This is a genomic window from Chenggangzhangella methanolivorans, from assembly GCF_042648545.1.
Taxonomy (GTDB): Bacteria; Pseudomonadota; Alphaproteobacteria; order Rhizobiales; family Methylopilaceae; genus Methylopila; species Methylopila methanolivorans.
Map to the genome: position 1 here is coordinate 420,037 of NZ_JBHRXS010000003.1, position 22,817 is coordinate 442,853.

The following is a 22,817-nucleotide window of genomic DNA, read 5'->3' on the forward strand; positions in this document are numbered from 1 at the left end:
GCGGCCCGGCGCGTTTTCCAGACGCGCCGGTTGCGCTCGCCTTACGCGGCCTGCGCCAGCGCCTCGCCCGCCGCGAGCGCGATCCTGTCGCGGATGGCCGCCGGCACCTGTCGCGAGCTCATGGCGCGCGGCTCGTCGCGCTCGGCGATCACGTCGGCGGTCGCGCCGTAGAGCGCCTCGAACTCGGCGAAGTTGTCGAAGGCGCGGCGGGCGACAGGGTCGGCGAGGCCTGTCCGCACAAGAGATAATGGCCGGCCGCCCCTCAGACGAGCCAACGGCGTCAGCCGGCGCTCCATAGGGTCAGGGCCGTCTCGCAGCGGCGCAAAGGCCGGCGCGAGAGCGGCGCAAAACGTTGTCGTCGCAGCGTTTTAACATGCCCGTCGCGTCATTAACCGGCCGTTAGGGTTAACGCTTTATCACCGTCGGCGAGCGGCCCTGCCATCGGGGCCGAAACAGGGGTTTTCGCCATGTCCGAGGTCCGGTCCGTCGCGGTCCGTCTCGCGGCGGTCGTCGTGCTCGGCGCGACGCTCGCCGGCTGCATGACCGACAAGGACGTCACCGGCTCGATCCAGCCGACCTCGGCGAGCCGCGAAGTCGCGACGGGCGCAGGCTCCGAGGCGCGCTGGCGCGAGCTCGCGGCGCGATACGGCCCGGCCTACGAGAAAAACCCGAACGACGCGGCCACCGCCTATGCCTATGGCGTGACCCTGCGCGCGCTCGGCCAGCGCGCCCAGGCGCTCGCCGTGCTCGAGGCCGCAAGCCTCAGGAACCCGAACCAGAAGCAGATCCTGGCCGCCTATGGCCGCGCGCTCGCGGACGCCGGGCGGTTCGACGACGCGCTCGCCGTGCTCGGCAAGGCCCATACGCCCGACGCGCCGGACTGGCGCATCCTCAACGCGCAGGGCGCGATCCTCGACCAGCTCGGCCGCTCCGACGAGGCCCGCGCGCATTACGACAGCGCGCTCAAGATCGCCCCGGGCGAGCCCTCGGTCCTGTCCAATCTCGGCCTGTCCTACGCGCTGTCGAAGGACCTGACGAAGGCCGAGGCGACGCTCGCCCAGGCGGCGCTCAGCCCCAAGGCCGACGAAAAGGTGCGGGCGAACCTCGCGATGGTTCAGCGCCTCAAGGCCGGCGCGGCGCTGGCGCCGAAGCGGAACGGCTGATCGACCGGGACTGCGTGCTTCGAGACGCCTGCTTCGCAGGCTCCTCAGCATGAGGACGGTCTTGGCTCTCCAACGGTACTCATGCTGAGGAGCCGGCCAACCGGCCGGCGTCTCGAAGCACGCAGCGTCGCGTCAGCCCCGTTCAGAACGTCGTGCGGCTGCGGATCGCGGCCGCGAGCGTGCCGTCGTCGAGATAATCGAGCTCGCCGCCGACCGGCACGCCATGGGCGAGGCGCGTGACCTTCACCTCGGCGTCGGTCAGAAGATCCGTGACGTAGTGCGCCGTGGTCTGGCCCTCGACGGTGGCGTTGACCGCAAGGATGACTTCCTTGACCTCCGGCGCCCGGGCCCGCTCGGCGAGCGTGCCTAGATTGAGGTCTTCCGGCCCCCGTCCGTCGAGCGCCGACAGCGTGCCGCCGAGCACATGGTAGCGCGCCGAGATCGCGGCCGAGCGCTCGAGCGCCCAGAGATCGGAGACGTCCTCCACCACCACGATGGTCGAGGGGTCGCGCCGGCCGTCGCGGCAGATGGAACAGGGGTTCTGGGTGTCGACGTTCGCGCAGGTCGAGCAGACCTCGACGCGCTCGCAGGCGATGCGCATGGCCTCCGAGAGCGGCTCCAGCAGCTGGCCCCGGCGGGTCAGCAGGTGGAGCGCCGCGCGCCGCGCCGAGCGGGGCCCGAGGCCCGGCAGCTTCGCTAGAAGCTGGATCAGCCGTTCGATCTCGGGGCCGGCCGCCGCCATCGGCTCAGAGCCAGTCCGGGACGCGGTCGAGGGCGATGAGCTCCTCGACGCTCGGGCGCGGCCGCACCACGGCGTAGCGGTCGCCGTCGACCAGGACCTCGGGCACGAGCGGGCGCGAATTGTAGGTCGAGGCCTGCGTCGCCCCATAGGCGCCGGCCGACATCACCGCGATGAGGTCTCCGGCCTGCGGCAGCGCCATGTCGCGAGAGAGCGCCAGATAGTCGCCGGTCTCGCAGACCGGGCCCACGACGTCGGCGCGCACGCGCTCGGCGTCGTCGGCGGGCTCCGAAACCGGCCAGATCTCGTGATGGGCGTCGTAGAGCGTCGGGCGGATCAAGTCGTTCATGCCGGCGTCGACGATCGCGAAGGTCTTGTCGGCGCCGTCCTTGACGTAGATGACGCGGGAAAGCAGCACGCCGGCGTTGCCGACGATGAGGCGGCCCGGCTCGAAGATCAAACGGGCGTCGATGTCTTTCGTGCGCCGCTTCACCATCTCGGCGTAGTCGACGGGGAGCGGCGGCGCGGCGTTCGAGTCGCGATAGGGGATGCCGAGCCCGCCGCCGACGTCGACATGGTCGATCCGGTGGCCGTCCTGGCGAAGCTCGCCGACGAACGCCACCAGGCGCTCGATCGCCTGATCGAAGGGCGCGAGGTCGGTGATCTGGCTGCCGATGTGCATGTCGACGCCCGAGACCTCGATCCCCGGCAGGCGCGCGGCTTCGGCGTAGACGGCGCGCGCGCGGGCGATCGGCACGCCGAACTTGGTCTCCGACGAGCCCGTCGAAATCTTGGCGTGGCTCTTGGCGTCGACGTCGGGGTTCACGCGCAGCGCGATGTGGGCGGTCTTGGCCCTCTGCGCGGCGATCTGCGACAGCAGGCGCAGCTCCGGCTCGCTCTCGACGTTGAAGCAGAGGATCCCGGCGTCCAGCGCCTGGGCGAGCTCGGCCGCGGTCTTGCCGACGCCCGAGAAGGTGACGCGGTCGGCCGGACATCCCGCGGCGAGCGCCCGGGAGAGCTCCCCGCCCGAGACCACGTCCATGCCGCAGCCGAGCTTGGCCAGCAGGCTCAGCACCGCCTGGTTCGAGAGCGCCTTCGCGGCGTAGCAGATCAGGTGGTCGACGCCCGCGAAGGCCTCGTCGAAGACGCGGACGTGCCGCGTCAGCGTCGCGCGCGAATAGACATAGACCGGGGTGCCGACCTCGTCGGCGATGCGGGAGAGAGGGACGCCCTCCGCATGGAGCGCGCCGTCCACATAATCGAAATGATGCATGGCGTGTCGGCCGCTCCGGTCCGGCCGGTCAGTTCAGCAGGCCGTCGAGCACGAACGGACGGTCGGGGCGCTTCGGTTTCTCGACGGTCGAGCCGTCGGGCTGGGTGCGCTTCTCCATCTGCGTGCCGGACGGATATTCGGGATCGCCCTTCTTGCCGCAGGCGGCGAGCGCCGTCGCGGTCGCGACGATCAGGGCGAGGGCGGCGGCGCGGGTCAGCACGTGGCGGATCCTCGGATCGGGAGAAGCGACGGTCGTCCTGCCCCGGATAAACCGGGGGACGGCGGCCGTCGAGGGCAAATGCGCTTGAGGAAAGGGAGCGCGTGCTTCGATAAGGAAGGTCTGGCTTGACTGAAGCAGTCCTCATGCTGAGGAGCCTGGCGTAAGCCAAGCGTCTCGAAGCACGCAGTTCCGATCCATCAGCCCTCGAGCTTCGCCGCCTCCTTGGCGAGCCGCCGCTTCCAACGCTGGGCTTGCGCGCGCACGTTCTTCGGGGCCGTGCCGCCATAGCTCACGCGGCTGCGGACCGAGTTTCGGACGCCGAGCACCGCGAACACCTCCTCGACGATGCGCGGCTCGACCTCCTGCATGGCTTCGAGCGAAAGCCGCTCGAGCGGGACCTTGGCCTCGGACGCCTTAGCGACCAGACGGCCCGTGACGTGATGGGCCTCCCGGAACGGCATGCCGACGACCCGCACCAGCCAGTCGGCGAGGTCGGTGGCGGTGGAGAAGCCCGCGCCTGCGGCCCGGCGCATGGCGGACAGGTTCGGCTCCATGTCCTCGACCATGCCGGCGGTCGCGGCGATCGACAGCGAGAGCGTGTCGAGCGCGTCGAACAGCCCTTCCTTGTCCTCCTGCATGTCCTTCGAATAGGCGAGCGGCAGGCCCTTCATGACGGTGAGCATGCCGACCAGCGCGCCGACCACGCGCCCGGTCTTGCCGCGCACGAGTTCGGCGGCGTCCGGATTGCGCTTCTGCGGCATGATCGAGGAGCCGGTCGAGAACCGGTCCGACAGGCGGATGAAGCCGAACTGCGGCGTCGACCACAGCACCAGCTCCTCGGCGAAGCGCGACAGGTGCCCGGCGCAGATCGCGGCGAGCGACAGCGTCTCCAGCACGAAGTCGCGATCGGAGACGGCGTCGAGCGAATTCGCCGTCGGCCGGTCGAAGCCGAGCGCGCGCGCCGTCATCTCGCGGTCGATCGGGAACGAGGTTCCGGCGAGCGCGGCCGAGCCCAGCGGGCACTCGTTCATGCGCTTGCGGGCGTCGGCGACGCGGCCGCGGTCGCGCCCGATCATCTCCACATAGGCCATGAGGTGATGGCCGAAGGTGACGGGCTGCGCGCTCTGCAGATGGGTGAAGCCCGGCATCACGTCGCCGGCGTGTTTCAGCGCCTTGTCGACCAGCGCCTGCTGCAGCCCGAGCAGCTGGCCGTCGAGCCCGTCGAGCGCGTCGCGCACGAACAGCTTGAAGTCGGTCGCCACCTGGTCGTTGCGCGAACGCGCGGTGTGGAGGCGCCCGGCCGGCGCGCCGATCTTGTCGGCGAGGCGGCTCTCGACGTTCATATGGATGTCCTCGAGCGCCTTCGAGAACGTGAAGCTCCCGGACTCGATTTCGGCCAGAACCTCGTCCAGACCCTTCTCGATCGCGGCCGCGTCGTCCCAGGAGACGATGCCGGCGGCGGCCAGCATGCCGACGTGGGCCTTGGACCCGGCGATGTCCTGGGCGTAGAAGCGGCGGTCGAAATCGATCGAGGCGTTGATCGCCTCCAGCACCGCGTCCGGCCCTTCGGCGAACCGCCCGCCCCACATCGCGTTGCTCATCGGATTGGTCCTTCGCCCGCGCCTCGCGCGCCGGCACTATCGAGGTCAGACATGCCGGAAACCGGCGAAACGCCGCGCCGCTCCTTCGCAAAGCCCCTGATGCTCGGGGCGCTCGGGCTTCTGGGCGTCGGCGCGCTCGCCCTATACGGGATCGGCGGCCGCGACAAGGCTGAGGCCGCCTGCCACGCGACCTCCGAGACGCTGGCCTCCATCAAGGCCGCGGCCAAGGGCGAGGTCGCGGGCGTCGCGACGCCGTCCTCGCCCCGCCCCCTCCCCGCGCTCTCCTTCAAGGACGCGAGCGGCGCGGACGTCGGCCTCGACAGGTTCCGCGGCAAGGTCGTGCTGCTGAACCTCTGGGCCACCTGGTGCGCGCCCTGCCGCAAGGAGATGCCGGCGCTCGACAGGCTCGAGGCCGAGGAAGGCGGCGACGGCTTCGAGGTCGTCCCCGTGTCGCTCGATTTCGGCGGCGACGAGAAGCCCAAGAAGTTCCTGACCGAGATCGGCGCAACCAAGCTGCCGTTCTTCCACGACCCCTCGGGCAAGGTGCTCTCGACGCTGAAGAGCGTCGGACGCGGCACGGGGCTGCCGACGACCCTGCTCATCGACCGCGCCGGCTGCGAGATCGGCTACCTGCCGGGCCCCGCCGAATGGGCGAGCGAGGACGCCAAGTCGCTGATCAAGGCGGCGCTGGGGAAGTGACGGTCTGAGGAACCTCAGTCCGTCATGGTCCGGTCGGAACGCTTGACCGGACTATCCATGCCCGCCGTAGAGCTCGTTGCTTTCGGTGAGGCTCCGGAAACGCCGGCGCCTTGTCCCGGACTTGATCCGGGACCCAGAACCGATAACGGCGCCCGGGTGAACGCCGAACCCGTGCCGTCTTTCCCGGAGCCCGCATCGGTTCTGGGTCCCGGGTCAGGCCCGGGACACGGCGGTGGTTCAAGCGCCTTCGAGGCCCCTCACACGATCTTGCAGAACTCGTCGAAGTCCGGCCGCGGCAGGCGGTCGAACATCTTCTGGCCGTCGCCATAGCCGAGATTGATCAGGAAGTTCGACTTCAGCTTTCCGTCCGGGAAGAACGCCGCGTCGACCTTGGCCTTGTCGAAGCCCGACATCGCGCCGGTGTCGAGGCCGAGCGCGCGCGCCGCGAGGATGAGGTAGCCGCCCATCAGCGTGCCGTTGCGGAACGCGGTCTCGGCGATCAGCGCGTCGTTTCCGGCGAACCAGCTCTTGGCGTCGGCGTGCGGGAAGAAGCGCGGCAGGTTCTCGTGCCACTCCGGGTCGTGCGCCACGATGACGGTGACGGGCGCCTTCAGGGTCTTCTCGCGGTTTGTGGCCGAGAGCGCCGGCTCGAGCTTGGCCTTGCCCTCTTTCGAGGTCACGAACACGAAGCGGCCCGGCAGGCCGTTGGCGCTCGTCGGGCCCATCTTCACGAGCTCGAAAAGCGCCCGCAGCGTCACCTCGGAGACCGGCTCGTCCTTGAACGAGTTGTGGGTGCGCGCGGTGCGGAACAGCGCGTCGAGGGCCGCGTCGTCGAGCGGAGGATGGTTCTGGACGGTCATTGGAAACTCCTACTCGGGCGAAGGCTCAGATCGTGTCCGCGACGCCGCCGTCGACGCGAAGCGCCGCGCCGGTCGTCGCCGATGCCTGCTTGGAGCAGACATACACCACCATGTTGGCGACCTCCTCCACTTCCGCCGCGCGCTGGATGATCGAGGATGGGCGATGCGCCTTCACGAAGTCCGCGCCGACCTCGGCGAGGCTCTTGCCCGTCTTCTCCGTCTCGTCCTTCAGCATCTCGGCGACGCCTTCCGAGAGCGTCGGGCCGGGCAGCACCGAGTTCACCGTCACGCCCGTGCCGGCGAGCGTCTTGGCGAGGCCGCGCGAGACCGCGAGCTGGGCGGTCTTGGTGAAGCCGTAATGCACCATCTCGACCGGCGTGTTGATCGCGCTTTCCGACGAGATGAACACCACGCGGCCCCAGCCGCGCTCCTTCATGCCCTGGGCGTAGGCGCGCGAGAGCCGCACGCCCGACATCACGTTGATCTCGAAGAAGCGCGTCCACTCCTCGTCCGGCACCTCGAAGAAGGGTTGCGGATTGAAGATGCCGACATTGTTGACGAGCACGTCGACGGCCGGCAGCGCCGCGACCATGGCCGAGACGCCGTCGGCCGTGCCGAGATCGGCCGCGATCCCCTCGACCTTGGCGTCCGGCACTTCCGCCTTGATCGCCGCGATCGCCTTGTCGACGGCGTCCTGCTTGCGCCCGTTCACCACCACGGTCGCGCCGGTGGTCGCCAATCCCTTGGCGATCGCGAGCCCGATGCCGAGCGTGGAGCCCGTGACGAGGGCGGTCTTGTCCGAGAGGTCGATCTTCATGGCGCGGAGACTCCGGCGGTCCAGCAGGGATTGTGAACCGCTAGATTGGCGCCCGCGCGCGAATGTGAAGCCGGCGGGCGCGCCTGACGATGCTTGCGCCGGCGCGCGCCGCTCAGGCCGCGGCTTCCTCGAGCGCGCGCACCTCGGCGTCGGAGAAGATCCGCGAGCGGATGTGGAAGCGCTCCTCGCGGCCGTTCTCGAGGCTGAACATGCCGCCCCGGCCCGGCACCACGTCGAGGGTGAGGTGGGTGTGCTTCCAGTATTCGAACTGCGAGGGGCTCATGTAGAACTTCGCCCCTCCGACCTCGCCGAGCTTCACGTCGTCGTCGGAGATCATGTAGTCGCCGACCGCGTAGCACATCGGCGAGGAGCCGTCGCAGCAGCCGCCGGACTGGTGGAACAGCACGTCGCCGTGCTGGTCCTGAAGCTCTTTGATCAGGTCGAGCGCCTTGGTCGTGGCTTCGACGCGGAGCGGAACGTTGCTGGTCATGACGAGGACTCCTCTCGTCCCGAAGATAGCGCGCAGGCGGAGCGCTGCGAAGGGTCCGAAGGGCCAAGGCGACGCGTCGTCTTTCTGGAGACGCCCCGGCATGCCGCTCCGACCGGGCGCGCTCATGACGTGACGGTCCGGAGCGCTGTCTGCGCGCATTTTCCCGCGACGACGGCTTGATGCGCCGGATCGACCCGTTTATAGAGCGCCTTCCCGCGAGCGGCTCCCATCGTCTAGCGGTCTAGGACGTCGCCCTCTCACGGCGAAAACAGGGGTTCGAGTCCCCTTGGGAGCGCCAGGGATTTCAGGCACTTAGCTAGTTTGAAGAGATCCGTGTCCAACGGATGTCCAATACGCGCGTATGGACATAGTTGCGCGCCAGAAACTATCGCATCAAAATTACGCAGCTTGGCCGGGGCGGCTAGCGCGGAAATTTAATCCGCATGATGGGCTGAAGAGGCGCGGCGAGGATCCAGAGTCCATGCTTAGAGCAGTTCCCTATTATCTCAGATTTAAGAGTAAAGACTTAATAACAATCACACCGCTTTCTGCCGCATTTAGTCTTTCCGTTGATATAGCAAGCGTAATAGGCGGAATCTGTCTATATTCAGCGATGTTTTTTTTGATTTTAGCTGTTTTTTCTACGATCTTGAGGTATCGGAGCGGGGGCTCTGGCTATGTAAAACTGCAATGCTTCAGCTGCTGCTGCGTCGCTCTACTTCTTTTTGTTTTTGCGCTGCAAAAGTTGACTGGCGATGAAGAAAACGGGATAGTTGCACGGCTCTTGCCGCAAGTAAAAGAAATCCAGGTGGAGTTGATTGGCGTTAAGCAGGGAGTTGCGGAACTGTTAGCTGTAAATAAATCTGTGCAGGCAGACGTTAACGAGATTTCGACAAATACTGGATTAATCGCTGAAATTTCTCGAGAAAATAAAAAAGAAATTCAACTTCAATCTCAGACCATAAAGCAAAGTATTTTAACCTCGAATATCATTCAGGAATCAACAGATCGCATTGATGCTAGAATACGCGACTTCAATGCCGAAATGAGGAAGCATATTGCCAAGACTCCTCCGCGAGTTTCATCTCCATCTCTTTCTCTTTCGAAGCAAAGTTATGTTCCAAAAATAGCTGAGTTTATAAGGTATAATTATAGCACTAAGAACCGTAAAGCAATCGATATACTTGAAAAATATAATGGCAAGTTTGTTACGATTGGCTATTTAATCGAGGATATCAGTATATCCGATAAGCGTGCATGGAATATATTTGAATATTGTACAGACGGACCTGCTGAGGAGAAAGAAGCAGAGAAGCGTCAGAATGTGATTGAGGAAATTGTTTTAGAATGGGAAAGAGCTAACGGGAAAGAAATGACGTACGAGCAAAGGGTTGAAATCTCAGATAGGATTAATGGTGATAGCGAAGATCTAGTTTGGAAATATGAGTTTCCGATTCCTGTGCCCACTGACGAAAACGATGACACCCCCGGGTGCCAGTATCATGCAACGATGTATTTTAACGGTGGAAAAGTGCTCTCCGGAACGGGTGGCGGCACTGGCGTATGGCGGCTGCAGATCGACACAACATTTCAGGTGAAGAGATCCAACATTGGGACAGCGGTATTTTATAACTTAGTGGAAGCAAGTCCTTGAATGGGTTGCGCTTAGTGCAGGTAATGCCCGACCCAACTTCCGCAGGGCCGGGCCGGCTGGCGGCTAGGTGAGCTTTTGCCCGAAAAGCCAGTTTTGCCAATAAGCTATTCAGCTTGTTGGGCTTTTAGATAGGCGGGGCTTCGGCTCCGCCTATCGTCCCCTCCACATTGTCGAGATTGGATGCTGCGGCTTTGGACAGCATGTGACGACTTACGTGTCCTGCTCATTCCGCTAGCGGGCGGCGAACGAGTGGTTATGCCGAGTCGTAAGGCCGCCCCTGCCCCGCGAATCGAGCGCAAACCTGCTTCCGATTTTTGGCCCGCGGGATTAGACAGCATCCGATCCGAGGCGGCTCAGCGCCTCAACGTCAAGGAACGCGGCGATGGCCACCGGCACTGTGAAATTCTTCAACACCCAGAAGGGTTATGGCTTCATCGTTCAGGACCAGGGCGGTCCGGACGTGTTTGTCCATATCTCGGCCGTCGAGCGCTCGGGCCTGCACACCCTCCTCGAGGGACAGAAGGTCAGCTACGACGTCGTCCAGGACCGCCGTTCGGGTAAGAGCACGGCTGACAACCTGAAGGCTGAGTGAGCCTCACGACCTTAAGTTAAGGCCCGGCCCCCGCGGGTGCAGGGTCGGGCCTCATTCATTTTCAAGTGACGGTCGCCCTCACCTCTGCGGCGGATCGATCTGCGGCTGCTCAGGTGGCGTTGGCTCCGGAGACGGGGGCGTCGGGTTCGGAACGATGTCCGGCCCCGGCTCCGGGACATTGTCAGGCGATGGGGTCGGAGAGATCGGCCCACCCGGAGGCGGCACTTCCGGGCCGCCGGGATTTCCTACGTCGGACATTGAGGTCACTCCTCTCGAGCATTCTGCTTCTTGTCCAACAGCTCTGGAGCGCGGTCGTTCCTGAAGGTGGCCGACCCCACTTTCGCAGGGTCGGGCCGGTTGTCGTGTCAGTGAATGCTCAGCACAGAGCGATCTGAGGACGTTCCGCAAATGCGGAGCGCATCGGCCATGACGACGATCGTCGCGCTGTTCAGGTTGCCGCCGTAATGATCGGCGCGCTTGAGCGCTTCCCAGGCGCGCACCTTTAGCGTCAGCTCGGACAGCGTTTCGATCCGGAAATCGATGACAGCGCGCGCCGCTCTTTGGGCGATGTACTCGGTTCGCGACACTTCGTGTTCAGCCGCCTCAAGCCCCGATCGCTTGAGCGCCTCCACCTTTTTCACCTCGTAAGCGATGGCTGCCGAAACCCGCGTGCTGAGATATTCGGCGCTCGAGGTATCGCCGCGGATCAACCGCTCATGAGTGCGAAGATGCTGAGTTCGAGCGGCGTCGATGACCCATCGCCTTCGCTCGACCCCATCGCTAGAGCGGTCGAAAAGCTCAAAGCGAAAGCCCGCGTAGTCGAACATGTCGGGTTGTCCGCCGATGTCGAGACGCCGGTCAACGGCGCCGTGCCAGCGAGCTAACGGCGGCGGATCGCCAATAAGTGCGATCATTCTGACCTTGGCCTGATCCCGCTCGTTAAGAGCAAGAATGTGGACCTTATCAGCCGCAAACGCGGTATCGGCCAGCGTCACCAATTCCACGGACGCACCGGCGGCTGCACCGGCGAAGGGGACGACTAGCAGCGGCGTCGCCGCGGTCGCCGTCAGGAAGCCGCGCCGGTTCATGACGCACCTCCATTAAGTCCGTGCAGCCGCTCGCTCAGTTGGCGAAGGAGATCGCTGACGGTTGCGGCAACGAAGGCGCGACCTTCCTTCACCTCGCTATGTGTTGGCGCGCCGACCAGATCGACGACTGCCGCGAGAGCTGAAAGCTCGTCGACCATATCAGAGAAGGTCACGACGTCGCCGGTGTATCCCTTGATCGGCGCGCTCATGGACGGATCCTCCGCGTGACGCGGAAGCGCCATTCCTGACTGTCGCCGCCGTCCTGATCGACGATCGCGCCTTCGGTGTCGCCGCCCTCTTCCTCGTCGTCTCCTGAGCACGCGACGAAGCCGGCGCCGGCGCGCTCGGGCGCGGTGGCCTCGCACTCGTCGGCTTTGGCGGACATAGGAACACCGTTCCAGTAGGTGCCCGAACCGACCGCGCCGTTGTAGGCGTTCACGCTCCCGAGCGTCGGCTCGTCGTCTGGATCGCCGTCGCCCTCCTCGAAGTCGAGTTCGTCGCCCTCGTCCTCAAGTTCGGTGTCGTCGTCCTCGAGATCGACGGTCGCGGCTTCGATCGTGTCGAGCCGTTCGATCAGGACATGGATGATGTGATTGAGGCGGGCTCGGGCGCCATCGGCGCGCTTGAGTTCGCGCTCGGCGATCAGGACCAGCCGGTCCATCCGATCCGCCTGGGCGGACAGGATTGCGCAAGCGAGCGCCGTCGCGGGCGCTCCCGGCGGGATATAGGAGATGGTTTGCATTGATCAGTCTCGCGGATTGAGACCCGTTCCGCTTTCCAGGGCTTCCCGGGCCTTGCGCCAGCGACAGGCTGGCACCGGGAGTCTGGAAACACGTCCGCGAGAACGTGCGCCACAGCCTTCACCCGAAGGCTATTGTATAGCCGTGGCACTCCCGGCATAGTGAGCCGGTCACGCCCACAGCTATGGGGCGCGGCAAGACTTCAGCGGTGCTCATGACCCGGCAAGGTCGCGGCGCCGCCTATCGCGGCTGAGACGCTATCCCCGGCAAGGGACCGTCTCGGGAGTTTCCAGGCTCCGCGATCCAAGTTGCCCTATTCGCGCATCGACGACAAGCACCGACCCCGGCAAGGGCCGGACGCTTGCGCGCGCGTGGCGCTCGGATAGGCTGCACCACCACAGCGCGAGGGCGTCCCGGTGCAGAATCGTCAGTATCGCTTTCAGGTCGGTGACGAAGTGCGCCTTGTCGTCGGCACGACCCTCTGGGGCGGACATCCCGAGCTTCACGACCTAACCGGCCGGGTCGCCGCGCATGTCGATGACGGAACGTCGATGAATAGGATCGACGTCGAGTTCGGCGGCGAGAGGGTTTTTCGCGGCATCTCCGAAGGGCAGTTCGAGCCAGCCTAACAGCGGACGGTTCCCGTGAATAAACCTCGCGACCCACTCCCTCCCTATCCGGGCAAGGGTGACGCCGGCGACGCCTTCCATGAGGGCCATAAGCTCACCCTTCAGGCCCTTGACCTCGTCGTTCCAATGACCGGCACGATCGCCAGCAAGGTCATTGAACACTTCATAGGCTCGCCGCTCCAAGCTCGCCGGGACGCGTGGTTCACCGACCTCGGAGGTCGGATTGCAGGTCTGCTTGAGAAGGGCGTGCTGACTGAGGCAGACCTCGCCGGAAACGAGGAGTTCGTGAGCGTTGTTGCCGACGCCACCGCGGCAGCAATGCGCACGCACCATGAAGCGAAGCGCGAAGCTCTGGCAAACGCGGCCATCAATACGGCGATTGGCGTCACGATGGACGAGGTCGTGCGAGCGTCCTTCATGGCCTACATCGAGAGATATTCGCCATTACACCTAGAAGTCCTTCGTATCCTAGCAAACCCCGGCGCTCACGAACGAATGTCCGCCGCAGCAAAGAAGGTTTATATCGGCTCGTCAGTGACCGTCCTCATTGAGGCTCTGAACGGGCCAACCGAGGACGTGGTGGCGCGCGTGCTCCGGGATCTCGACAGCGACGGACTCACGAATGGGAGCGCTATGGGCGCCATGGCGACCGGGGGCTCGATGCTCGACAAGCGCACGAGCTCAATCGGCGACGCGTTCCTGCGGTTTATTTCAACGCCCGCATGATCCGCAGGAGCGCCCGCCTCACTGTCACGCTTGGCCTTATGGCGACGCTTGCCTCATTGGGTGAGGGTCAAGTATCCGGCCGCGCAGTAGCTCAGGAGGCCCGCCAAGAGCAGCGCGAGGCCGATCGCGACCCGCTTGCGAGTGCGATAGGGCATCTGCCAAGCCCCTATCGCAATGACGAGCGGTGCGAGAGCGACGAGGCCGCCAACGGCCCAGACATTTGCGCGCAATGGACCGCCGCCAACGCCGCCCGACGATCGGCCGAATTGGCTTGGTGGGCGATCTTCTGGGTGGTGGTCTCGGTATTGGTGGGCGGCTTGTCGGTCGTCGGAACGCTCTGGGCGGCCTGGGCCGCCACTCGAGCGGCGAGCGCTGCCCAAGAGACCGCCAAGACCATGATCCGGCAAGAAGCTCCGCTGCTGTACCTCGCCAACGTGCGCTACAGCGGCCAGCAAGTCATTTTCGACATGTTCAATGCCGGCCGGACAGTCGCCCTTGTTTATCAGGCTTGCTTGGGGTCTCGGTTTTCTACCGATCCCCCCAGCGAATCCGATTTCAGGCGTTTCACGGCAGCTTCCATTCCCATCAAACCAGAAAAGATGGAAATGGCCGGAAATATTACGACCGAGTTTACGACCATGGAGATGCACGACCGCTTTCGGGCTGGTGAAGTCCACTTTTGGCACTACGGCGTGGTTCGGTATCGAACAGTCTTCGACGACAAGGTTGAAGTGCGGTTTTGTCGTGTAAGCCGTAAGAACGGCCCATGGTCCGATGAACCCGAGGCCTACAACTATACAAAGAAGATCACCTAGAATGATGCTCATCCAGCCTCCTGCGCACTTAAGTCTAGGATCTTCAGACCGACGAGGCGCGGAAGGTTGCGCCCCGTGAGGGGTCCGCTACCGTGGCGGGATGCGCCTCGTCCTCGCCGCCCTCGCCCTAGTCGTCGCCGTCCCGGCATTCGGACAATCGGCGCCAGGCTTCACCTTCAGCGGAACTGAGGTGCGGGGCCCCAGACCGGGCCAGGTCGTCTCGCTCCGGGGGCGGGTTTCGCTCGAGGATCTGACCAACCGGCTTGCGCCGCTGAAGGTGCAACTCGGGAATGAGTGCGACGGGTTTTGCGTCCGCGTCACGTCTGGCAACCGCGAGATGCTTCAGATTTTCCTCGACGAGCGCAAAGGCGCGATCTCGTCCATTCGCTCTTATGATCCCGAAGCGCGCGACGTCTTAGGCAATAAGGTCGGCGGCGCCTTCGTGAAGGCGGTGGGAGACGATCCGGTGTCATGCGACCGCGGCGAGTCGACCCTTTGCCAGTCGAAGAAAACCCGTGGTTTGCAGGTGATGCCGACGTACAGCGAGCGTTGCGATATCGTCCAAGTCGCTGGCGGCTCTAAGCCACGCTACCGCGCGCCCGCCTGCGTCAAAATCGAAGGCTTTGCAATCTACCGATAGGCTTAGGATGCCGATGCGACTGATGTCTGGCTGCCTCGCGCTCGTCGCCGGGCTCGCGGCAAGCTCTGCGAACGCCGCAGACGATCCGAAAGACTGTGCGGTCAAGGCGACCGACGCCGAGCGGCTGTCTTGCTATGACGCAATCTACAGGGTGACGCCGTCCGCGCCGGTAACGGCGGGCGCGTGGATTATCCAGCGCGAAGTATCAAAAATCGACGACACCGAGAACGTAATGGCTCTCGTCGAGTCCAGAGAGCCTCATATCGCAAAATTTGGCCGAGCGGAGAAGCTGAGCCTTATATTGATGTGCCGAGAGCACGAACTGATGGCATATATTATTTTTGCAGATGTCTTTATGTCTAACCTTAATGAGGGCGGCAAGGTTACTTACAGAGTAGATAAACAAAGCGCAAACCCTCAATTTTCGTCAAAGCAACGATCATAAGGCGCTTGGCCTATGGTCAAAATCTGAAATGCTCCCCTTCGTTCGCCAACTGAAGGGCTCGCAAAACCTCTACGTCAGCGCCGTTCCCTTCAGCGACAACACGGTTTCGGGCGAGTTTGCGATGGCGGGCGTGGACAATGCGCTAAAGCAGGTTCTCGAGGCCTGCGGGGCGAAGTTCTAAGCCAAGGCGAGCGAGGGCGCGTCCGATAGATCTTCGTACCGATCGCCGACCGTATCCTGCCACTCCGCCACCCTCTCGGTCGTCACGCCGTATTCGCTGATGGTCGTGACCTCGCACGCGCCGCCGATCAGCGGCTGGCCCTGCAGAGCGCTTTCCAGCGCATGGCGCGCGCCGGCTCGCTGGCCCTCCATCACTTGCCGACAGAACCCGTGGACGCCGTGTTGAGCGATCGCGGCAATTACGGTCGCAGCATCGAAAACCACGGGCTTATCGTCCGCTACCATCTCGGGCGCGGTGAACAGCGCGACTTCGATCGGTTCGAAGGCCTTCGAGCCCGGGCACAGGCTGTCGTCCGCCGTCCGAACCGCGTAGGCGGCGAAGCGCCCTTCACGCTCCGAATAGCCCCCGAAGACGAGGCCGGCATGCGGCCCGCCCACGCGACCCTCCTGGCGGCTGAGAGCCTCGTGGATGGCGCGCATCAGGTCGGGCGCGCGATCCCTTGCCTCGTCGAGATCGACGTCTGAAAGAGCCTCATAGGTCATCTGGTAGACGGCGAGGCTTCCGCTTGCGGCAACCGCAAAGCGCTTCTCGGCATTGACGATCTGCTTCGACATGAAGCCGATCACCCGGCCGTCGCGAACGTCGTAGAACAGCGTGTCCGACCAGAGAACGACGCCGGCCGGATCGCAGAGGACGTTGGTCGCGGTCATCGAAAGTGGATCTGCCCGACGGTCAGCGAACCGGCGCCGGTGACGAGCGCCGAACCACCGATCAGCGCGACAATTGCTTGAGGCATCATCTCTCTCCGATTTCGATCGCTCGCGTCGCCAGACTTAGGCGGCGATCCATCTCCTTGGTTGCGGCAGCCGTAAACGCTGCCACCCCCTCCTGCCCGACGCCCGCCTCTCGAAGCTCGGCGACGCGAGTGTTGAAGTCACTTGCCATCGAGGCGTTTGCCTTGGACGGAAGCGCGCCGTCCGACTTCACCGCCTCGACGATGGCGCGCTGAGCCCAGACAGCGCCCCAGCGGCGGCCGATGTCACTGACGTTGAGACGTTCGATCACTCGAACCGCCAGCTGTTCTCGCGGTCATACCGCGCCTGATCCGCCATCTCCCGCCGGTTGCGCGCCATGGCGGCCTCAAGATCCGGCATCGTGTTCTTGTCCACGTTGCCCTGGATGATGATGTCGCCGCCGCGGTAGCTGGACGAGCGCGAGCCGCCGCCCGACGGGCCCGGGAGCGAAGGCCGTTTGATCATCGCAAGCGTCTCGCGACGCGAGGTGACGGAAGCAGGGCCGCGCACGAGCTCAAGGCCGCGTTCACCGGCGATGCCCCATTTTCCGGCCCCGATGGAGCCGCCCTCATCGAAGAGACCAGCAAACCCGCTGAAGAGGCTGAAGATGCCTCCGAGGATGCCCGCGCCGCCGCCCTGCCCTCCCACACCGGATAGCGCGTTTCCAAATTGGCCAAGGCCCTGCCCGAAGGTGCCGAGCCCCTGCGTCGCGGGGTTCAAGTTCGCGGTGAAATCCTGAACCTGCTGGGTGGACTGCTTGAGGGCTTGCGGAAGCTGCGAGGCACCCGGCGAGTTGTAGGCCTCACGCAGCCAGCCCGGCGCATTCGCGCCGCGCCCGCCCGCTCCCCAGACGCCGGGGGAGCCAAAGCCGACATGCATGCTGCCGCGCTGCATGTAACCCGGCCCCGCACCGAAGCCGGTGACGCCGTTCGCGCGCGCCTGGCTGACAATGTCCTGAAAGATCGGCTGATCCTGCGGATTGGCCCAATCGAGGCGGCGGCCGTCTTTCGAGAAAAAGACATCGGCCGCCATGCCGTGGTCGTGGCGGGTAGACCCCACTCGCGGAAGGCCCGAACCCTTGCCGGGCTGGCCGCCCGAAAAGACCTCCATCTGAATGCCCCTGTCCTTCAGGAAGCTGAAGGCCTCGGTCAACTTGGGGTCCAAAGGCTGGCTGCGGGTGGCGCCCTGGTTGGCGTATTTGAGCCAGCCGCCAGCGTCGGCTACAGCGTCACGCCTAGCGCCAAAGCCACCCATCTTCTGATTGAGCAAGCTAGGTCCGGCGTCGAAAGGCAGATTGCTGCCGACGCCCCCGAACGTCACGAACAACGCGTTGTTCGCCGACGAGCCGTCTCGCTTGAAACCTAGCCCGGCTGCCGGCCCGCCTCCCATCAACGTGGATACGGCCTTGCTCGAAAGGTCTCGCAGGGCTTGGTTCATCATGTCTTCGCCCAGCTTGCCAAGCTGGTTTCCGAGGGCTTGCGTCCACTTTACGCCATTGCGGAGGTCGGAGAAAAAGCCGGTCGTGAAATCGCCTGCGATCTGCTGCGCTTCGCGAAGCTGATCGTTGAACCGCATCTGGGCCGCTATCGCGTTGTTGATCGGCCCCTCCATCTCGCCGTTGGCGTTCAAGAGCCCGGCGCTATTCATGCGGCTGTAGATGCCTTGTTCGGCCTCAGACCGCCCTAGGTTCTGCCTTTCGAAGATGGCGTCGCGATAGAGGTCCGCCTGCTTGGCCTTCTCGGCGAGGGTGCCGACAAGCGCGGCCTCCTGCTGTAGGCCCTGCACTCGCTGCCGGGCCCACTCGGCGCCGTTCTCCGCAGCCTGACGCTCGATCTCGAACAGCTTCTCTCGGGCGTAGCGGGTCGCCTCGATCGCCTTCACGCCGGCGCCGGCCATCATGAGATTCAGGTCCTGCTGGCTCGCCCGGATCGACTGCTGCGAGCGAAGGTCGTCGTCCCGATCGCGCGCCGCCTGCCGCTGGCGCTCCAGCTGCATTGTCAGCGCCGCGATCTGCCTGCCTTCCTTGGACGCCGCATCGGCATTCACGCGCCGCAGGTTCGCCGACACCTCCTGCTGCACGGCTGAAAGGCCCGAAACCCTGATCTCTTCCTCGAGGTCCGAGATCAGTTCCTTGATGCGGTTCGACTGGCGTTCGGCGGCCTTGTCCACGCCGCCGTCGACCTTGTAGTCGGCGAGACTGATCCGCTTCGCCCCGCTCTTCTCCGCCGGCATCGAAAACCCCGGAAGGTCCGCAACCGGCGTGGCGTCCATGATCGCCTGCGCGGTCCCGCCAAGCCCAGCGCCCGCCGCAGCCCGACGCATCGTGTCGAGCTTTGCCGTCGCGCGATCGATCTCCTGGCCCATAGCCGTCAGCGTGGTCGCGAAGTTGGGGTTGTCGCCCATAACCTTGTTGAGTTCGGCCTTGCGCGCCGTCAGCGAGGCGATCCCGCGCTCGAGCGCCTCGACCGACGCCTGAGCCTTCAGGCCCGCCATCTCGTTGCCGTCGCTAAGCCCGGCAAGCGAGCTCAGCGTCTCGCCGATGATCTTCAGGCCAGTCAGGCGGCCGATGGCGTCCGCAAGATAGTCGACCTTGGCCTTGACGCCATCGAGGAAGCGGCCGGCGGCGGCGAACTCCGTGCTGAACTTGCCGATCAGATTCTCGGTGGCCTTGATCGCGCTGGTAAGGTTTTCGAAGCCGGCCACGAGATCGTCGGAGAACCCGGACGCATTGTCGATCGCGCCGACGAGGTTCGTCAGGGCGGTCCGGACGTTCGTCAGCGAGCCACCGACGGTCGTCGTCGAACTCGCGAGCTTGGTCTCGAAGGCTTGCGCGCCAACCTGCGCGCCCTCAAAGAACGCCTTGTTGGAGACCTGGCCGGCGGCGACCAGCTGCTTGAGCTTGGAGATCGACCCACCGGCCTCGTCGATGCCGTCAGCGGCGGCCTGCATCAGCGGCCGGATGCCTTCGGCGACCGAGTTGAACTCCTCCGCCTGCACCCGCGACGAGCCGAGCATCTGCCCAAGCTGGAGCAGCGCGCCGGACGCGGCCTCGGGGCTCGTGCCCGCGATCCGCATCGCCTGCGCGACCACGTTGGTGAATTTCAGGATGTCCTGCGTCGACGCCCCGAGATCCTTGGCGGCCTGAGAGGTCGACGAGAACAGCCCGACCATCGCCTCGACGGGCGCGAAGTTGCGTTCGGCCTGAGCGGTCAGCGTCTTGTAGACGGCGGTCAGTTCGGCGCCGGCGAGGCCCGCAACCTTGAGGCTGTTCTGAAGCCCGCGGTACTTGTCCGAGAGGTTGACCACCTGCATCGCTGCGAGGCCGAAGCCACCCGCCGCGAGAGCCGTACCTGCGGACGTCATCGACGTGCGAAACGCCGCCGCGCGCTTACCGAAGGCCGCCGTCTCGCGGTCAGCCGCAGCGAGCGCGGCGCGGAGCGGCGCAAGGTTCGCGGTGATCTCGACCTGAAGCTGGGAAAGCGTGCGGCTGTTCATCAGGCGCGGCCTCCCAAGAGATGCGCGGCCATCGGGCGTCCGGGCTTAGCGACGCTATGGCCCCACACCATTTCGAACAGCCGAGCCCGAGCCCGCGTCGGTGAGGCGCCGGAGGCGACGAGGCGGTCGACCGCGTCCTGCGGGACATTCAGCGGGGCGACGCGCCGGGCGTCAGCGACCATGGTCTCGAGGTCGGCACGGGTGGCGGGGGCTTCGCAGTCCATCAAGCCGCCCTCCGCTCGAGCTCGGCGCGGGCGACGGCTTCCGCGTCGCGCGCGGAAGTCCGCTGGCGCTCTTCCTCGGCCTCCGCGAGCGCCCGTAAATCGACGCCGAGATCGGTGACCTCGACCCTGTCGAACAAGTTCTCGGCTGGCGTCGCCTCACGCTTGCGCTCCCACTGGTTTCGGGCCGTCTGCGTCGCGATGCTCGGCGCATCTTCCGCCAGCCCTTTGGCGACTGCCGCGACCGCTACGGGCTCCGGCAGATAGCAGTCCAGAGGCGTCACGCGGCGCGCCTGGCCGTGGTGGTCGACGTAGGAGAAGCACGCGCTCGGATGGACGGGGATCGCGGGCGGCTCGCTAGCATGAATACGCGGTCCACTGGCGCGCCATTCGGCCAGAGCGCCGGCATGGCCATCGCGGACTTCAGTAGCGATATCGCGGAGACGCTCGGCAGCTGCAGCGCCGGCATCCGCGGCCGAACGACCTTCGACGGTGCGCTCGCGGGTGTAATGCGCGGGATAGAGATCGGCGCGAACCCCAATGTCCGGCAGCGCCGCGACCAGCGCCTCGAGCAGCACGCCATCGGCGAACTGCACAGGGCTCAGGCTCTCGCGGTTCGCCATAACCTGAGGCGCGGCCTTCGCGGACACCGCCAGCTGCATGCGGGCATGGGCCTTGGCGACCGCCTCGACCGCGGCTGCCATGTCCTTCGCCGCGGCCACGATCGCCTTGGCGCTGTCCTCCAGCCCCTTGGCGACCGCTTCGCGCTCGGCCTGGGCGGCTTCGGCGTCACGGCGGGCGACGGCGTCGGTAAGACGGCGCTCGACCTCAGCGAGGGCGTCGGCGACGGCCGCGAGGTCATCCTCTGCCTGGCGAGCCCGGTTCGCGGCGTGTCCGGCCTCGACGCCCGAGATCAGCGCCTCGCGCCGTTCGTCGAGCGCGGCAGCCTTCGCGGCCTCTAGCGAGGGCAACTTGGCCTCGAGGTCGGCCTTGGTCTTCTCCAGACCGCGGATGACGTCCTCGGCGGACTGCTTGCCGGTCAGGCGATCGATAAGCTTGCGGGCCATGCGGTTCCTCAGAGCACGCGCGAGCGACCGCCACGGGTCGCGACGCGCATTAGGTTGGGGAGTGGGCGGAAGGGGACGCCGTCGAGCATCAGGCGCGCCATGGTCGCGCCGCGGAGATAGTCGGCGGCCGTCAGGCCGCGAGCCTCGGCGGCGCGACGAACGGCGTCAGCCAGTTCGGTCGGAACTGCTGCGGTAAGTCTGGCGGGAAAGGAGATGATCTCGGCCATGCCCGCAGAATCGCGCGAGCGCGGGGGTCAGGTCGACTGGCCAAAACTGGACATTGGGGTGGTCAAAAGTGGACACTTCGTCCCGAGACAGACGTCAGATCATCTTGGGAAAAACTGAATGCTCATGGTCCCGCCGTTAATATTGCAGAAGGCCGGATTGCCAAACTTTCTGAAGTCCGCCCTGACCAGGACTTGATAGGTCTGCTTTCCTGGCTTGACTTCGAAGGTTTTGGATAATGGTGCCGGAACTAAGAATGTCCGTGAGATCTGCGCGAAGCCAACTTCACGCGGCACATAATTGATAGCGGTGTCACCGACAGTTAGTGCGCCGGGCGCGTTGTATACAATGGACTGAGAGCCCTGAGTAATAGCGAGATCGACAAATGTAGACGTCTCACCCACACGCAGATTGTACTGAGTTGGCCCCACGTCTGGCACACTCATAACGTCGCAAAAGACCGACCCATTCCAGTTAACTACAGCCGTCCCTTTGGACGGAAAATTTACTGAGTAGACCGTAGCTAGCTTTGGCCCCCGATCGTCCGGCTTTAAACTTAGGCAGAAATACAAGTTTCCTTCCGTGCCACAAGGCTTGCTTACCTTAGCGAACGGCGCGGCTTTGCTTGCGGCGCTTGACTGAACGTCGCTATCTTCAGCATAAGCGGCTCCGCTCATCAAAGTAAGCGAGCCCACGACGGCGGCGGCAAGCGCAGACTTCATGAGAACCACCCTCGAGAGCGTCTGCATCGACGCGAGGTGGTGACTTTAGGAGGGCTTCGTCAAACCGCAACTGAAAGCTTTGACGGCCCATCATAGGGCCGATCTGGAGGCTCGCTCTATCGTGGCAGACACCCAACCACCTTCGTCGCCGCGAGCTCGTTCAACGCCTGCCAGACGCCGGTTTCGAGAACCGCTCGCGTCTCCGCGATCGACTGAGCTTCGACCGCCTGCGGGGCTAGAGCGGCCGGCAGCGCCAAGAGTTTTGCGCGGACGCGACCGAACGCAGTCGCCACCGCGGTCCGGACATCTTCGCGCTCGAGCAGGCTTTCGCGCATCGTCGCGTTCTTCATCGCCTGAGCGTCGGCTTGCTCGCTAGCCAATCGAGCGCGAGCCTGGCTGAGGTCTGGCGCGTCCTCGCCGCGGCTGGCAGCGACCTCAAGGAGGTGCGCGAGGTACTGCTCGCGGATCGCGGCGAGATCGTATGAGCCGCGAGCCTGACGGGTGAGGATCCCCTGCTCGAGCAGTTCGTGGAAGCGGCGTGGCTTCAGGAAGAGGTGCTCGGCGCACTGTGCGGCTGTCGCCATCATCGGCCTCCAAGGTGCGGACATGTCCGCAGTGCATGAATGCAAAGCAGTTCGAATATCAGCGATCATCGGCTTGCGAATTTGCTGCGGACCCCTTTAGGAGGGCTGTGCCTAGAAAGGTGCCGGGCTCGCGAATTACCCTTGGTGGTTTTGGGGTCCAGGGGCCCCGTCAGAGTCTGCGACGAAGGCTGGCTGTCCATCCAACGTCCAGACGCCTACGTCCTTGGCTTCGGCTTTGCGCAACGAGATCGCCAGATTGCGGGCGGCATCGGATGTCGGAGCCGATATCTCGAACGTCGCAGAGCCGTCGGAAAACCTGATGATGTACGCCATGGCA

At 64.8% G+C, this 22,817-nt stretch carries 29 protein-coding genes and 1 tRNA gene; 11 read left to right on the forward strand and 19 right to left on the reverse strand.

Going from position 1 to position 22,817, the window contains the following annotated elements; translation table 11 throughout:
* Positions 1 to 41: 41 nt before the first annotated feature.
* Positions 42 to 275 (reverse strand): hypothetical protein, encoded by a 234-nt coding sequence (locus tag ACFOWB_RS02320; RefSeq protein WP_261401502.1) that lies wholly within the window; start codon positions 273 to 275, stop codon positions 42 to 44.
* Positions 276 to 467: 192 nt separating this feature from the next.
* Here ACFOWB_RS02320 and ACFOWB_RS02325 point away from each other — a divergent pair, with 192 nt between their 5' ends.
* The gene (locus tag ACFOWB_RS02325) at positions 468 to 1,163 is read left to right on the forward strand and encodes a tetratricopeptide repeat protein (protein WP_261401501.1); all 696 of its coding nucleotides are present in this window, start codon (positions 468 to 470) and stop codon (positions 1,161 to 1,163) included.
* Positions 1,164 to 1,305: 142 nt separating this feature from the next.
* On the opposite strand, the gene recR is transcribed toward ACFOWB_RS02325, so the two are convergent.
* The 4 genes from recR to argH all read right to left on the reverse strand — a co-directional run bounded on the left by recR (position 1,306) and on the right by argH (position 4,996).
* Entirely contained in the window at positions 1,306 to 1,905 is a 600-nt protein-coding gene (recR, locus tag ACFOWB_RS02330) for a recombination mediator RecR (RefSeq protein WP_261401500.1), read from the reverse strand.
* A 4-nt stretch (positions 1,906 to 1,909) separates the two neighbouring features.
* Complete coding sequence (gene lysA / locus ACFOWB_RS02335) at positions 1,910 to 3,175, reverse strand: diaminopimelate decarboxylase (protein ID WP_378145459.1); 1,266 nt, start codon at positions 3,173 to 3,175, stop codon at positions 1,910 to 1,912.
* 28 nt (positions 3,176 to 3,203) lie between these two features.
* Positions 3,204 to 3,395: an LPS translocon maturation chaperone LptM gene (gene lptM, locus ACFOWB_RS02340; protein ID WP_261401499.1), complete on the reverse strand. Its 192-nt coding sequence runs from the start codon at positions 3,393 to 3,395 to the stop codon at positions 3,204 to 3,206.
* 197 nt (positions 3,396 to 3,592) lie between these two features.
* The gene (gene argH, locus ACFOWB_RS02345) at positions 3,593 to 4,996 is read right to left on the reverse strand and encodes an argininosuccinate lyase (protein WP_378145462.1); all 1,404 of its coding nucleotides are present in this window, start codon (positions 4,994 to 4,996) and stop codon (positions 3,593 to 3,595) included.
* Positions 4,997 to 5,047: 51 nt separating this feature from the next.
* Here argH and tlpA point away from each other — a divergent pair, with 51 nt between their 5' ends.
* Entirely contained in the window at positions 5,048 to 5,695 is a 648-nt protein-coding gene (gene tlpA, locus ACFOWB_RS02350) for a thiol:disulfide interchange protein TlpA (RefSeq protein ID WP_261401498.1), read from the forward strand.
* 257 nt (positions 5,696 to 5,952) lie between these two features.
* Here tlpA and ACFOWB_RS02355 read toward each other — a convergent pair whose 3' ends face one another.
* The 3 genes from ACFOWB_RS02355 to ACFOWB_RS02365 all read right to left on the reverse strand — a co-directional run bounded on the left by ACFOWB_RS02355 (position 5,953) and on the right by ACFOWB_RS02365 (position 7,862).
* Complete coding sequence (locus ACFOWB_RS02355) at positions 5,953 to 6,555, reverse strand: malonic semialdehyde reductase (RefSeq protein ID WP_261401497.1); 603 nt, start codon at positions 6,553 to 6,555, stop codon at positions 5,953 to 5,955.
* Between the two features lie 25 nt (positions 6,556 to 6,580).
* Complete coding sequence (locus ACFOWB_RS02360; protein WP_261401496.1) at positions 6,581 to 7,372, reverse strand: SDR family NAD(P)-dependent oxidoreductase; 792 nt, start codon at positions 7,370 to 7,372, stop codon at positions 6,581 to 6,583.
* A 112-nt stretch (positions 7,373 to 7,484) separates the two neighbouring features.
* On the reverse strand, positions 7,485 to 7,862 hold the full coding sequence (locus ACFOWB_RS02365; RefSeq protein WP_261401495.1) for a DUF779 domain-containing protein: 378 nt from the start codon (positions 7,860 to 7,862) through the stop codon (positions 7,485 to 7,487).
* A gap of 222 nt (positions 7,863 to 8,084) precedes the next feature.
* Here ACFOWB_RS02365 and ACFOWB_RS02370 point away from each other — a divergent pair.
* The 3 genes from ACFOWB_RS02370 (at position 8,085) to ACFOWB_RS02380 (ending at position 10,108) form a co-directional block, all read left to right on the forward strand.
* Positions 8,085 to 8,160 (forward strand) — tRNA-Glu (locus tag ACFOWB_RS02370).
* 183 nt (positions 8,161 to 8,343) lie between these two features.
* Positions 8,344 to 9,516 carry a hypothetical protein gene (locus ACFOWB_RS02375; RefSeq protein WP_378145465.1) on the forward strand — a complete coding sequence of 391 codons (1,173 nt, stop codon included), beginning with the start codon at positions 8,344 to 8,346 and terminating at the stop codon, positions 9,514 to 9,516.
* Between the two features lie 382 nt (positions 9,517 to 9,898).
* Positions 9,899 to 10,108 (forward strand): cold-shock protein, encoded by a 210-nt coding sequence (locus ACFOWB_RS02380; RefSeq protein WP_261401492.1) that lies wholly within the window; start codon positions 9,899 to 9,901, stop codon positions 10,106 to 10,108.
* Positions 10,109 to 10,473: 365 nt separating this feature from the next.
* Here the strand turns inward: ACFOWB_RS02380 and ACFOWB_RS02385 are convergent, their stop codons facing one another.
* Genes ACFOWB_RS02385 through ACFOWB_RS02395 form a run of 3 tightly spaced genes read right to left on the reverse strand, consistent with a single transcriptional unit; the run spans position 10,474 to position 11,938 of the window.
* Positions 10,474 to 11,196 (reverse strand): hypothetical protein, encoded by a 723-nt coding sequence (locus tag ACFOWB_RS02385; RefSeq protein ID WP_261401491.1) that lies wholly within the window; start codon positions 11,194 to 11,196, stop codon positions 10,474 to 10,476.
* On the reverse strand, positions 11,193 to 11,405 hold the full coding sequence (locus ACFOWB_RS02390; RefSeq protein WP_261401490.1) for a hypothetical protein: 213 nt from the start codon (positions 11,403 to 11,405) through the stop codon (positions 11,193 to 11,195). Before ACFOWB_RS02390 ends, ACFOWB_RS02385 begins: the two co-directional genes overlap by 4 nt.
* A complete protein-coding gene (locus ACFOWB_RS02395; protein WP_261401489.1) occupies positions 11,402 to 11,938 on the reverse strand; it encodes a hypothetical protein in 537 nt (178 codons plus the stop codon). The genes ACFOWB_RS02390 and ACFOWB_RS02395 overlap by 4 nt, the downstream gene beginning before the upstream one ends.
* Before the next feature lie 414 nt (positions 11,939 to 12,352).
* On the opposite strand from ACFOWB_RS02395, the gene ACFOWB_RS02400 reads away from it, so the two are divergent.
* From ACFOWB_RS02400 to ACFOWB_RS02425, 6 genes are all read left to right on the forward strand, one after another.
* The gene (locus tag ACFOWB_RS02400) at positions 12,353 to 12,565 is read left to right on the forward strand and encodes a hypothetical protein (RefSeq protein WP_378145469.1); all 213 of its coding nucleotides are present in this window, start codon (positions 12,353 to 12,355) and stop codon (positions 12,563 to 12,565) included.
* A 15-nt stretch (positions 12,566 to 12,580) separates the two neighbouring features.
* Positions 12,581 to 13,291, forward strand: coding sequence for a hypothetical protein (locus ACFOWB_RS02405; RefSeq protein WP_378145471.1), 711 nt, complete (start codon positions 12,581 to 12,583; stop codon positions 13,289 to 13,291).
* Complete coding sequence (locus tag ACFOWB_RS02410; RefSeq protein ID WP_261401486.1) at positions 13,288 to 14,106, forward strand: hypothetical protein; 819 nt, start codon at positions 13,288 to 13,290, stop codon at positions 14,104 to 14,106. Before ACFOWB_RS02405 ends, ACFOWB_RS02410 begins: the two co-directional genes overlap by 4 nt.
* A 100-nt stretch (positions 14,107 to 14,206) precedes the next feature.
* Positions 14,207 to 14,746 carry a hypothetical protein gene (locus ACFOWB_RS02415; RefSeq protein ID WP_378145473.1) on the forward strand — a complete coding sequence of 180 codons (540 nt, stop codon included), beginning with the start codon at positions 14,207 to 14,209 and terminating at the stop codon, positions 14,744 to 14,746.
* A 7-nt stretch (positions 14,747 to 14,753) separates the two neighbouring features.
* Positions 14,754 to 15,191 carry a hypothetical protein gene (locus ACFOWB_RS02420; RefSeq protein ID WP_378145475.1) on the forward strand — a complete coding sequence of 146 codons (438 nt, stop codon included), beginning with the start codon at positions 14,754 to 14,756 and terminating at the stop codon, positions 15,189 to 15,191.
* A gap of 28 nt (positions 15,192 to 15,219) precedes the next feature.
* Complete coding sequence (locus ACFOWB_RS02425; RefSeq protein WP_261401483.1) at positions 15,220 to 15,372, forward strand: hypothetical protein; 153 nt, start codon at positions 15,220 to 15,222, stop codon at positions 15,370 to 15,372.
* Here ACFOWB_RS02425 and ACFOWB_RS02430 read toward each other — a convergent pair.
* The 8 genes from ACFOWB_RS02430 to ACFOWB_RS02465 form a co-directional block, all read right to left on the reverse strand.
* Entirely contained in the window at positions 15,369 to 15,986 is a 618-nt protein-coding gene (locus ACFOWB_RS02430) for a hypothetical protein (protein WP_261401482.1), read from the reverse strand. The genes ACFOWB_RS02425 and ACFOWB_RS02430 overlap by 4 nt on opposite strands.
* A 181-nt stretch (positions 15,987 to 16,167) precedes the next feature.
* Complete coding sequence (locus tag ACFOWB_RS02435; protein ID WP_261401481.1) at positions 16,168 to 16,437, reverse strand: hypothetical protein; 270 nt, start codon at positions 16,435 to 16,437, stop codon at positions 16,168 to 16,170.
* On the reverse strand, positions 16,434 to 19,478 hold the full coding sequence (locus tag ACFOWB_RS02440; RefSeq protein WP_378145478.1) for a tape measure protein: 3,045 nt from the start codon (positions 19,476 to 19,478) through the stop codon (positions 16,434 to 16,436). The genes ACFOWB_RS02435 and ACFOWB_RS02440 overlap by 4 nt, the downstream gene beginning before the upstream one ends.
* Before the next feature lie 182 nt (positions 19,479 to 19,660).
* Positions 19,661 to 19,885 (reverse strand): hypothetical protein, encoded by a 225-nt coding sequence (locus tag ACFOWB_RS02445; protein ID WP_378145480.1) that lies wholly within the window; start codon positions 19,883 to 19,885, stop codon positions 19,661 to 19,663.
* A complete protein-coding gene (locus ACFOWB_RS02450) occupies positions 19,885 to 20,949 on the reverse strand; it encodes a hypothetical protein (RefSeq protein WP_378145482.1) in 1,065 nt (354 codons plus the stop codon). The genes ACFOWB_RS02445 and ACFOWB_RS02450 overlap by 1 nt, the downstream gene beginning before the upstream one ends.
* A gap of 8 nt (positions 20,950 to 20,957) precedes the next feature.
* Complete coding sequence (locus ACFOWB_RS02455; RefSeq protein ID WP_261401476.1) at positions 20,958 to 21,176, reverse strand: hypothetical protein; 219 nt, start codon at positions 21,174 to 21,176, stop codon at positions 20,958 to 20,960.
* Between the two features lie 99 nt (positions 21,177 to 21,275).
* A complete protein-coding gene (locus ACFOWB_RS02460; RefSeq protein WP_378145484.1) occupies positions 21,276 to 21,896 on the reverse strand; it encodes a hypothetical protein in 621 nt (206 codons plus the stop codon).
* A gap of 116 nt (positions 21,897 to 22,012) precedes the next feature.
* The gene (locus ACFOWB_RS02465) at positions 22,013 to 22,483 is read right to left on the reverse strand and encodes a hypothetical protein (RefSeq protein WP_261401474.1); all 471 of its coding nucleotides are present in this window, start codon (positions 22,481 to 22,483) and stop codon (positions 22,013 to 22,015) included.
* Positions 22,484 to 22,817 lie beyond the last annotated feature (334 nt).

Coding starts and splice junctions, on each gene's coding strand:
- ACFOWB_RS02325 (WP_261401501.1), top strand. CDS start 468: ATGTCCGAGGTCCGGTCCGTCGCGGTCCGTCTCGCGGCGGTCGTCGTG.
- recR (WP_261401500.1), bottom strand. CDS start 1,905: ATGGCGGCGGCCGGCCCCGAGATCGAACGGCTGATCCAGCTTCTAGCG.
- lysA (WP_378145459.1), bottom strand. CDS start 3,175: ATGCATCATTTCGATTATGTGGACGGCGCGCTCCATGCGGAGGGCGTC.
- argH (WP_378145462.1), bottom strand. CDS start 4,996: ATGAGCAACGCGATGTGGGGCGGGCGGTTCGCCGAAGGGCCGGACGCG.
- tlpA (WP_261401498.1), top strand. CDS start 5,048: ATGCCGGAAACCGGCGAAACGCCGCGCCGCTCCTTCGCAAAGCCCCTG.
- ACFOWB_RS02355 (WP_261401497.1), bottom strand. CDS start 6,555: ATGACCGTCCAGAACCATCCTCCGCTCGACGACGCGGCCCTCGACGCG.
- ACFOWB_RS02360 (WP_261401496.1), bottom strand. CDS start 7,372: ATGAAGATCGACCTCTCGGACAAGACCGCCCTCGTCACGGGCTCCACG.
- ACFOWB_RS02365 (WP_261401495.1), bottom strand. CDS start 7,862: ATGACCAGCAACGTTCCGCTCCGCGTCGAAGCCACGACCAAGGCGCTC.
- ACFOWB_RS02375 (WP_378145465.1), top strand. CDS start 8,344: ATGCTTAGAGCAGTTCCCTATTATCTCAGATTTAAGAGTAAAGACTTA.
- ACFOWB_RS02380 (WP_261401492.1), top strand. CDS start 9,899: ATGGCCACCGGCACTGTGAAATTCTTCAACACCCAGAAGGGTTATGGC.
- ACFOWB_RS02385 (WP_261401491.1), bottom strand. CDS start 11,196: ATGAACCGGCGCGGCTTCCTGACGGCGACCGCGGCGACGCCGCTGCTA.
- ACFOWB_RS02390 (WP_261401490.1), bottom strand. CDS start 11,405: ATGAGCGCGCCGATCAAGGGATACACCGGCGACGTCGTGACCTTCTCT.
- ACFOWB_RS02395 (WP_261401489.1), bottom strand. CDS start 11,938: ATGCAAACCATCTCCTATATCCCGCCGGGAGCGCCCGCGACGGCGCTC.
- ACFOWB_RS02410 (WP_261401486.1), top strand. CDS start 13,288: ATGATCCGCAGGAGCGCCCGCCTCACTGTCACGCTTGGCCTTATGGCG.
- ACFOWB_RS02415 (WP_378145473.1), top strand. CDS start 14,207: ATGCGCCTCGTCCTCGCCGCCCTCGCCCTAGTCGTCGCCGTCCCGGCA.
- ACFOWB_RS02420 (WP_378145475.1), top strand. CDS start 14,754: ATGCCGATGCGACTGATGTCTGGCTGCCTCGCGCTCGTCGCCGGGCTC.
- ACFOWB_RS02425 (WP_261401483.1), top strand. CDS start 15,220: ATGCTCCCCTTCGTTCGCCAACTGAAGGGCTCGCAAAACCTCTACGTC.
- ACFOWB_RS02430 (WP_261401482.1), bottom strand. CDS start 15,986: ATGTCGAAGCAGATCGTCAATGCCGAGAAGCGCTTTGCGGTTGCCGCA.
- ACFOWB_RS02440 (WP_378145478.1), bottom strand. CDS start 19,478: ATGCAGGTGGTCAACCTCTCGGACAAGTACCGCGGGCTTCAGAACAGC.
- ACFOWB_RS02445 (WP_378145480.1), bottom strand. CDS start 19,885: ATGGACTGCGAAGCCCCCGCCACCCGTGCCGACCTCGAGACCATGGTC.
- ACFOWB_RS02450 (WP_378145482.1), bottom strand. CDS start 20,949: ATGGCCCGCAAGCTTATCGATCGCCTGACCGGCAAGCAGTCCGCCGAG.
- ACFOWB_RS02455 (WP_261401476.1), bottom strand. CDS start 21,176: ATGGCCGAGATCATCTCCTTTCCCGCCAGACTTACCGCAGCAGTTCCG.
- ACFOWB_RS02460 (WP_378145484.1), bottom strand. CDS start 21,896: ATGAAGTCTGCGCTTGCCGCCGCCGTCGTGGGCTCGCTTACTTTGATG.
- ACFOWB_RS02465 (WP_261401474.1), bottom strand. CDS start 22,483: ATGATGGCGACAGCCGCACAGTGCGCCGAGCACCTCTTCCTGAAGCCA.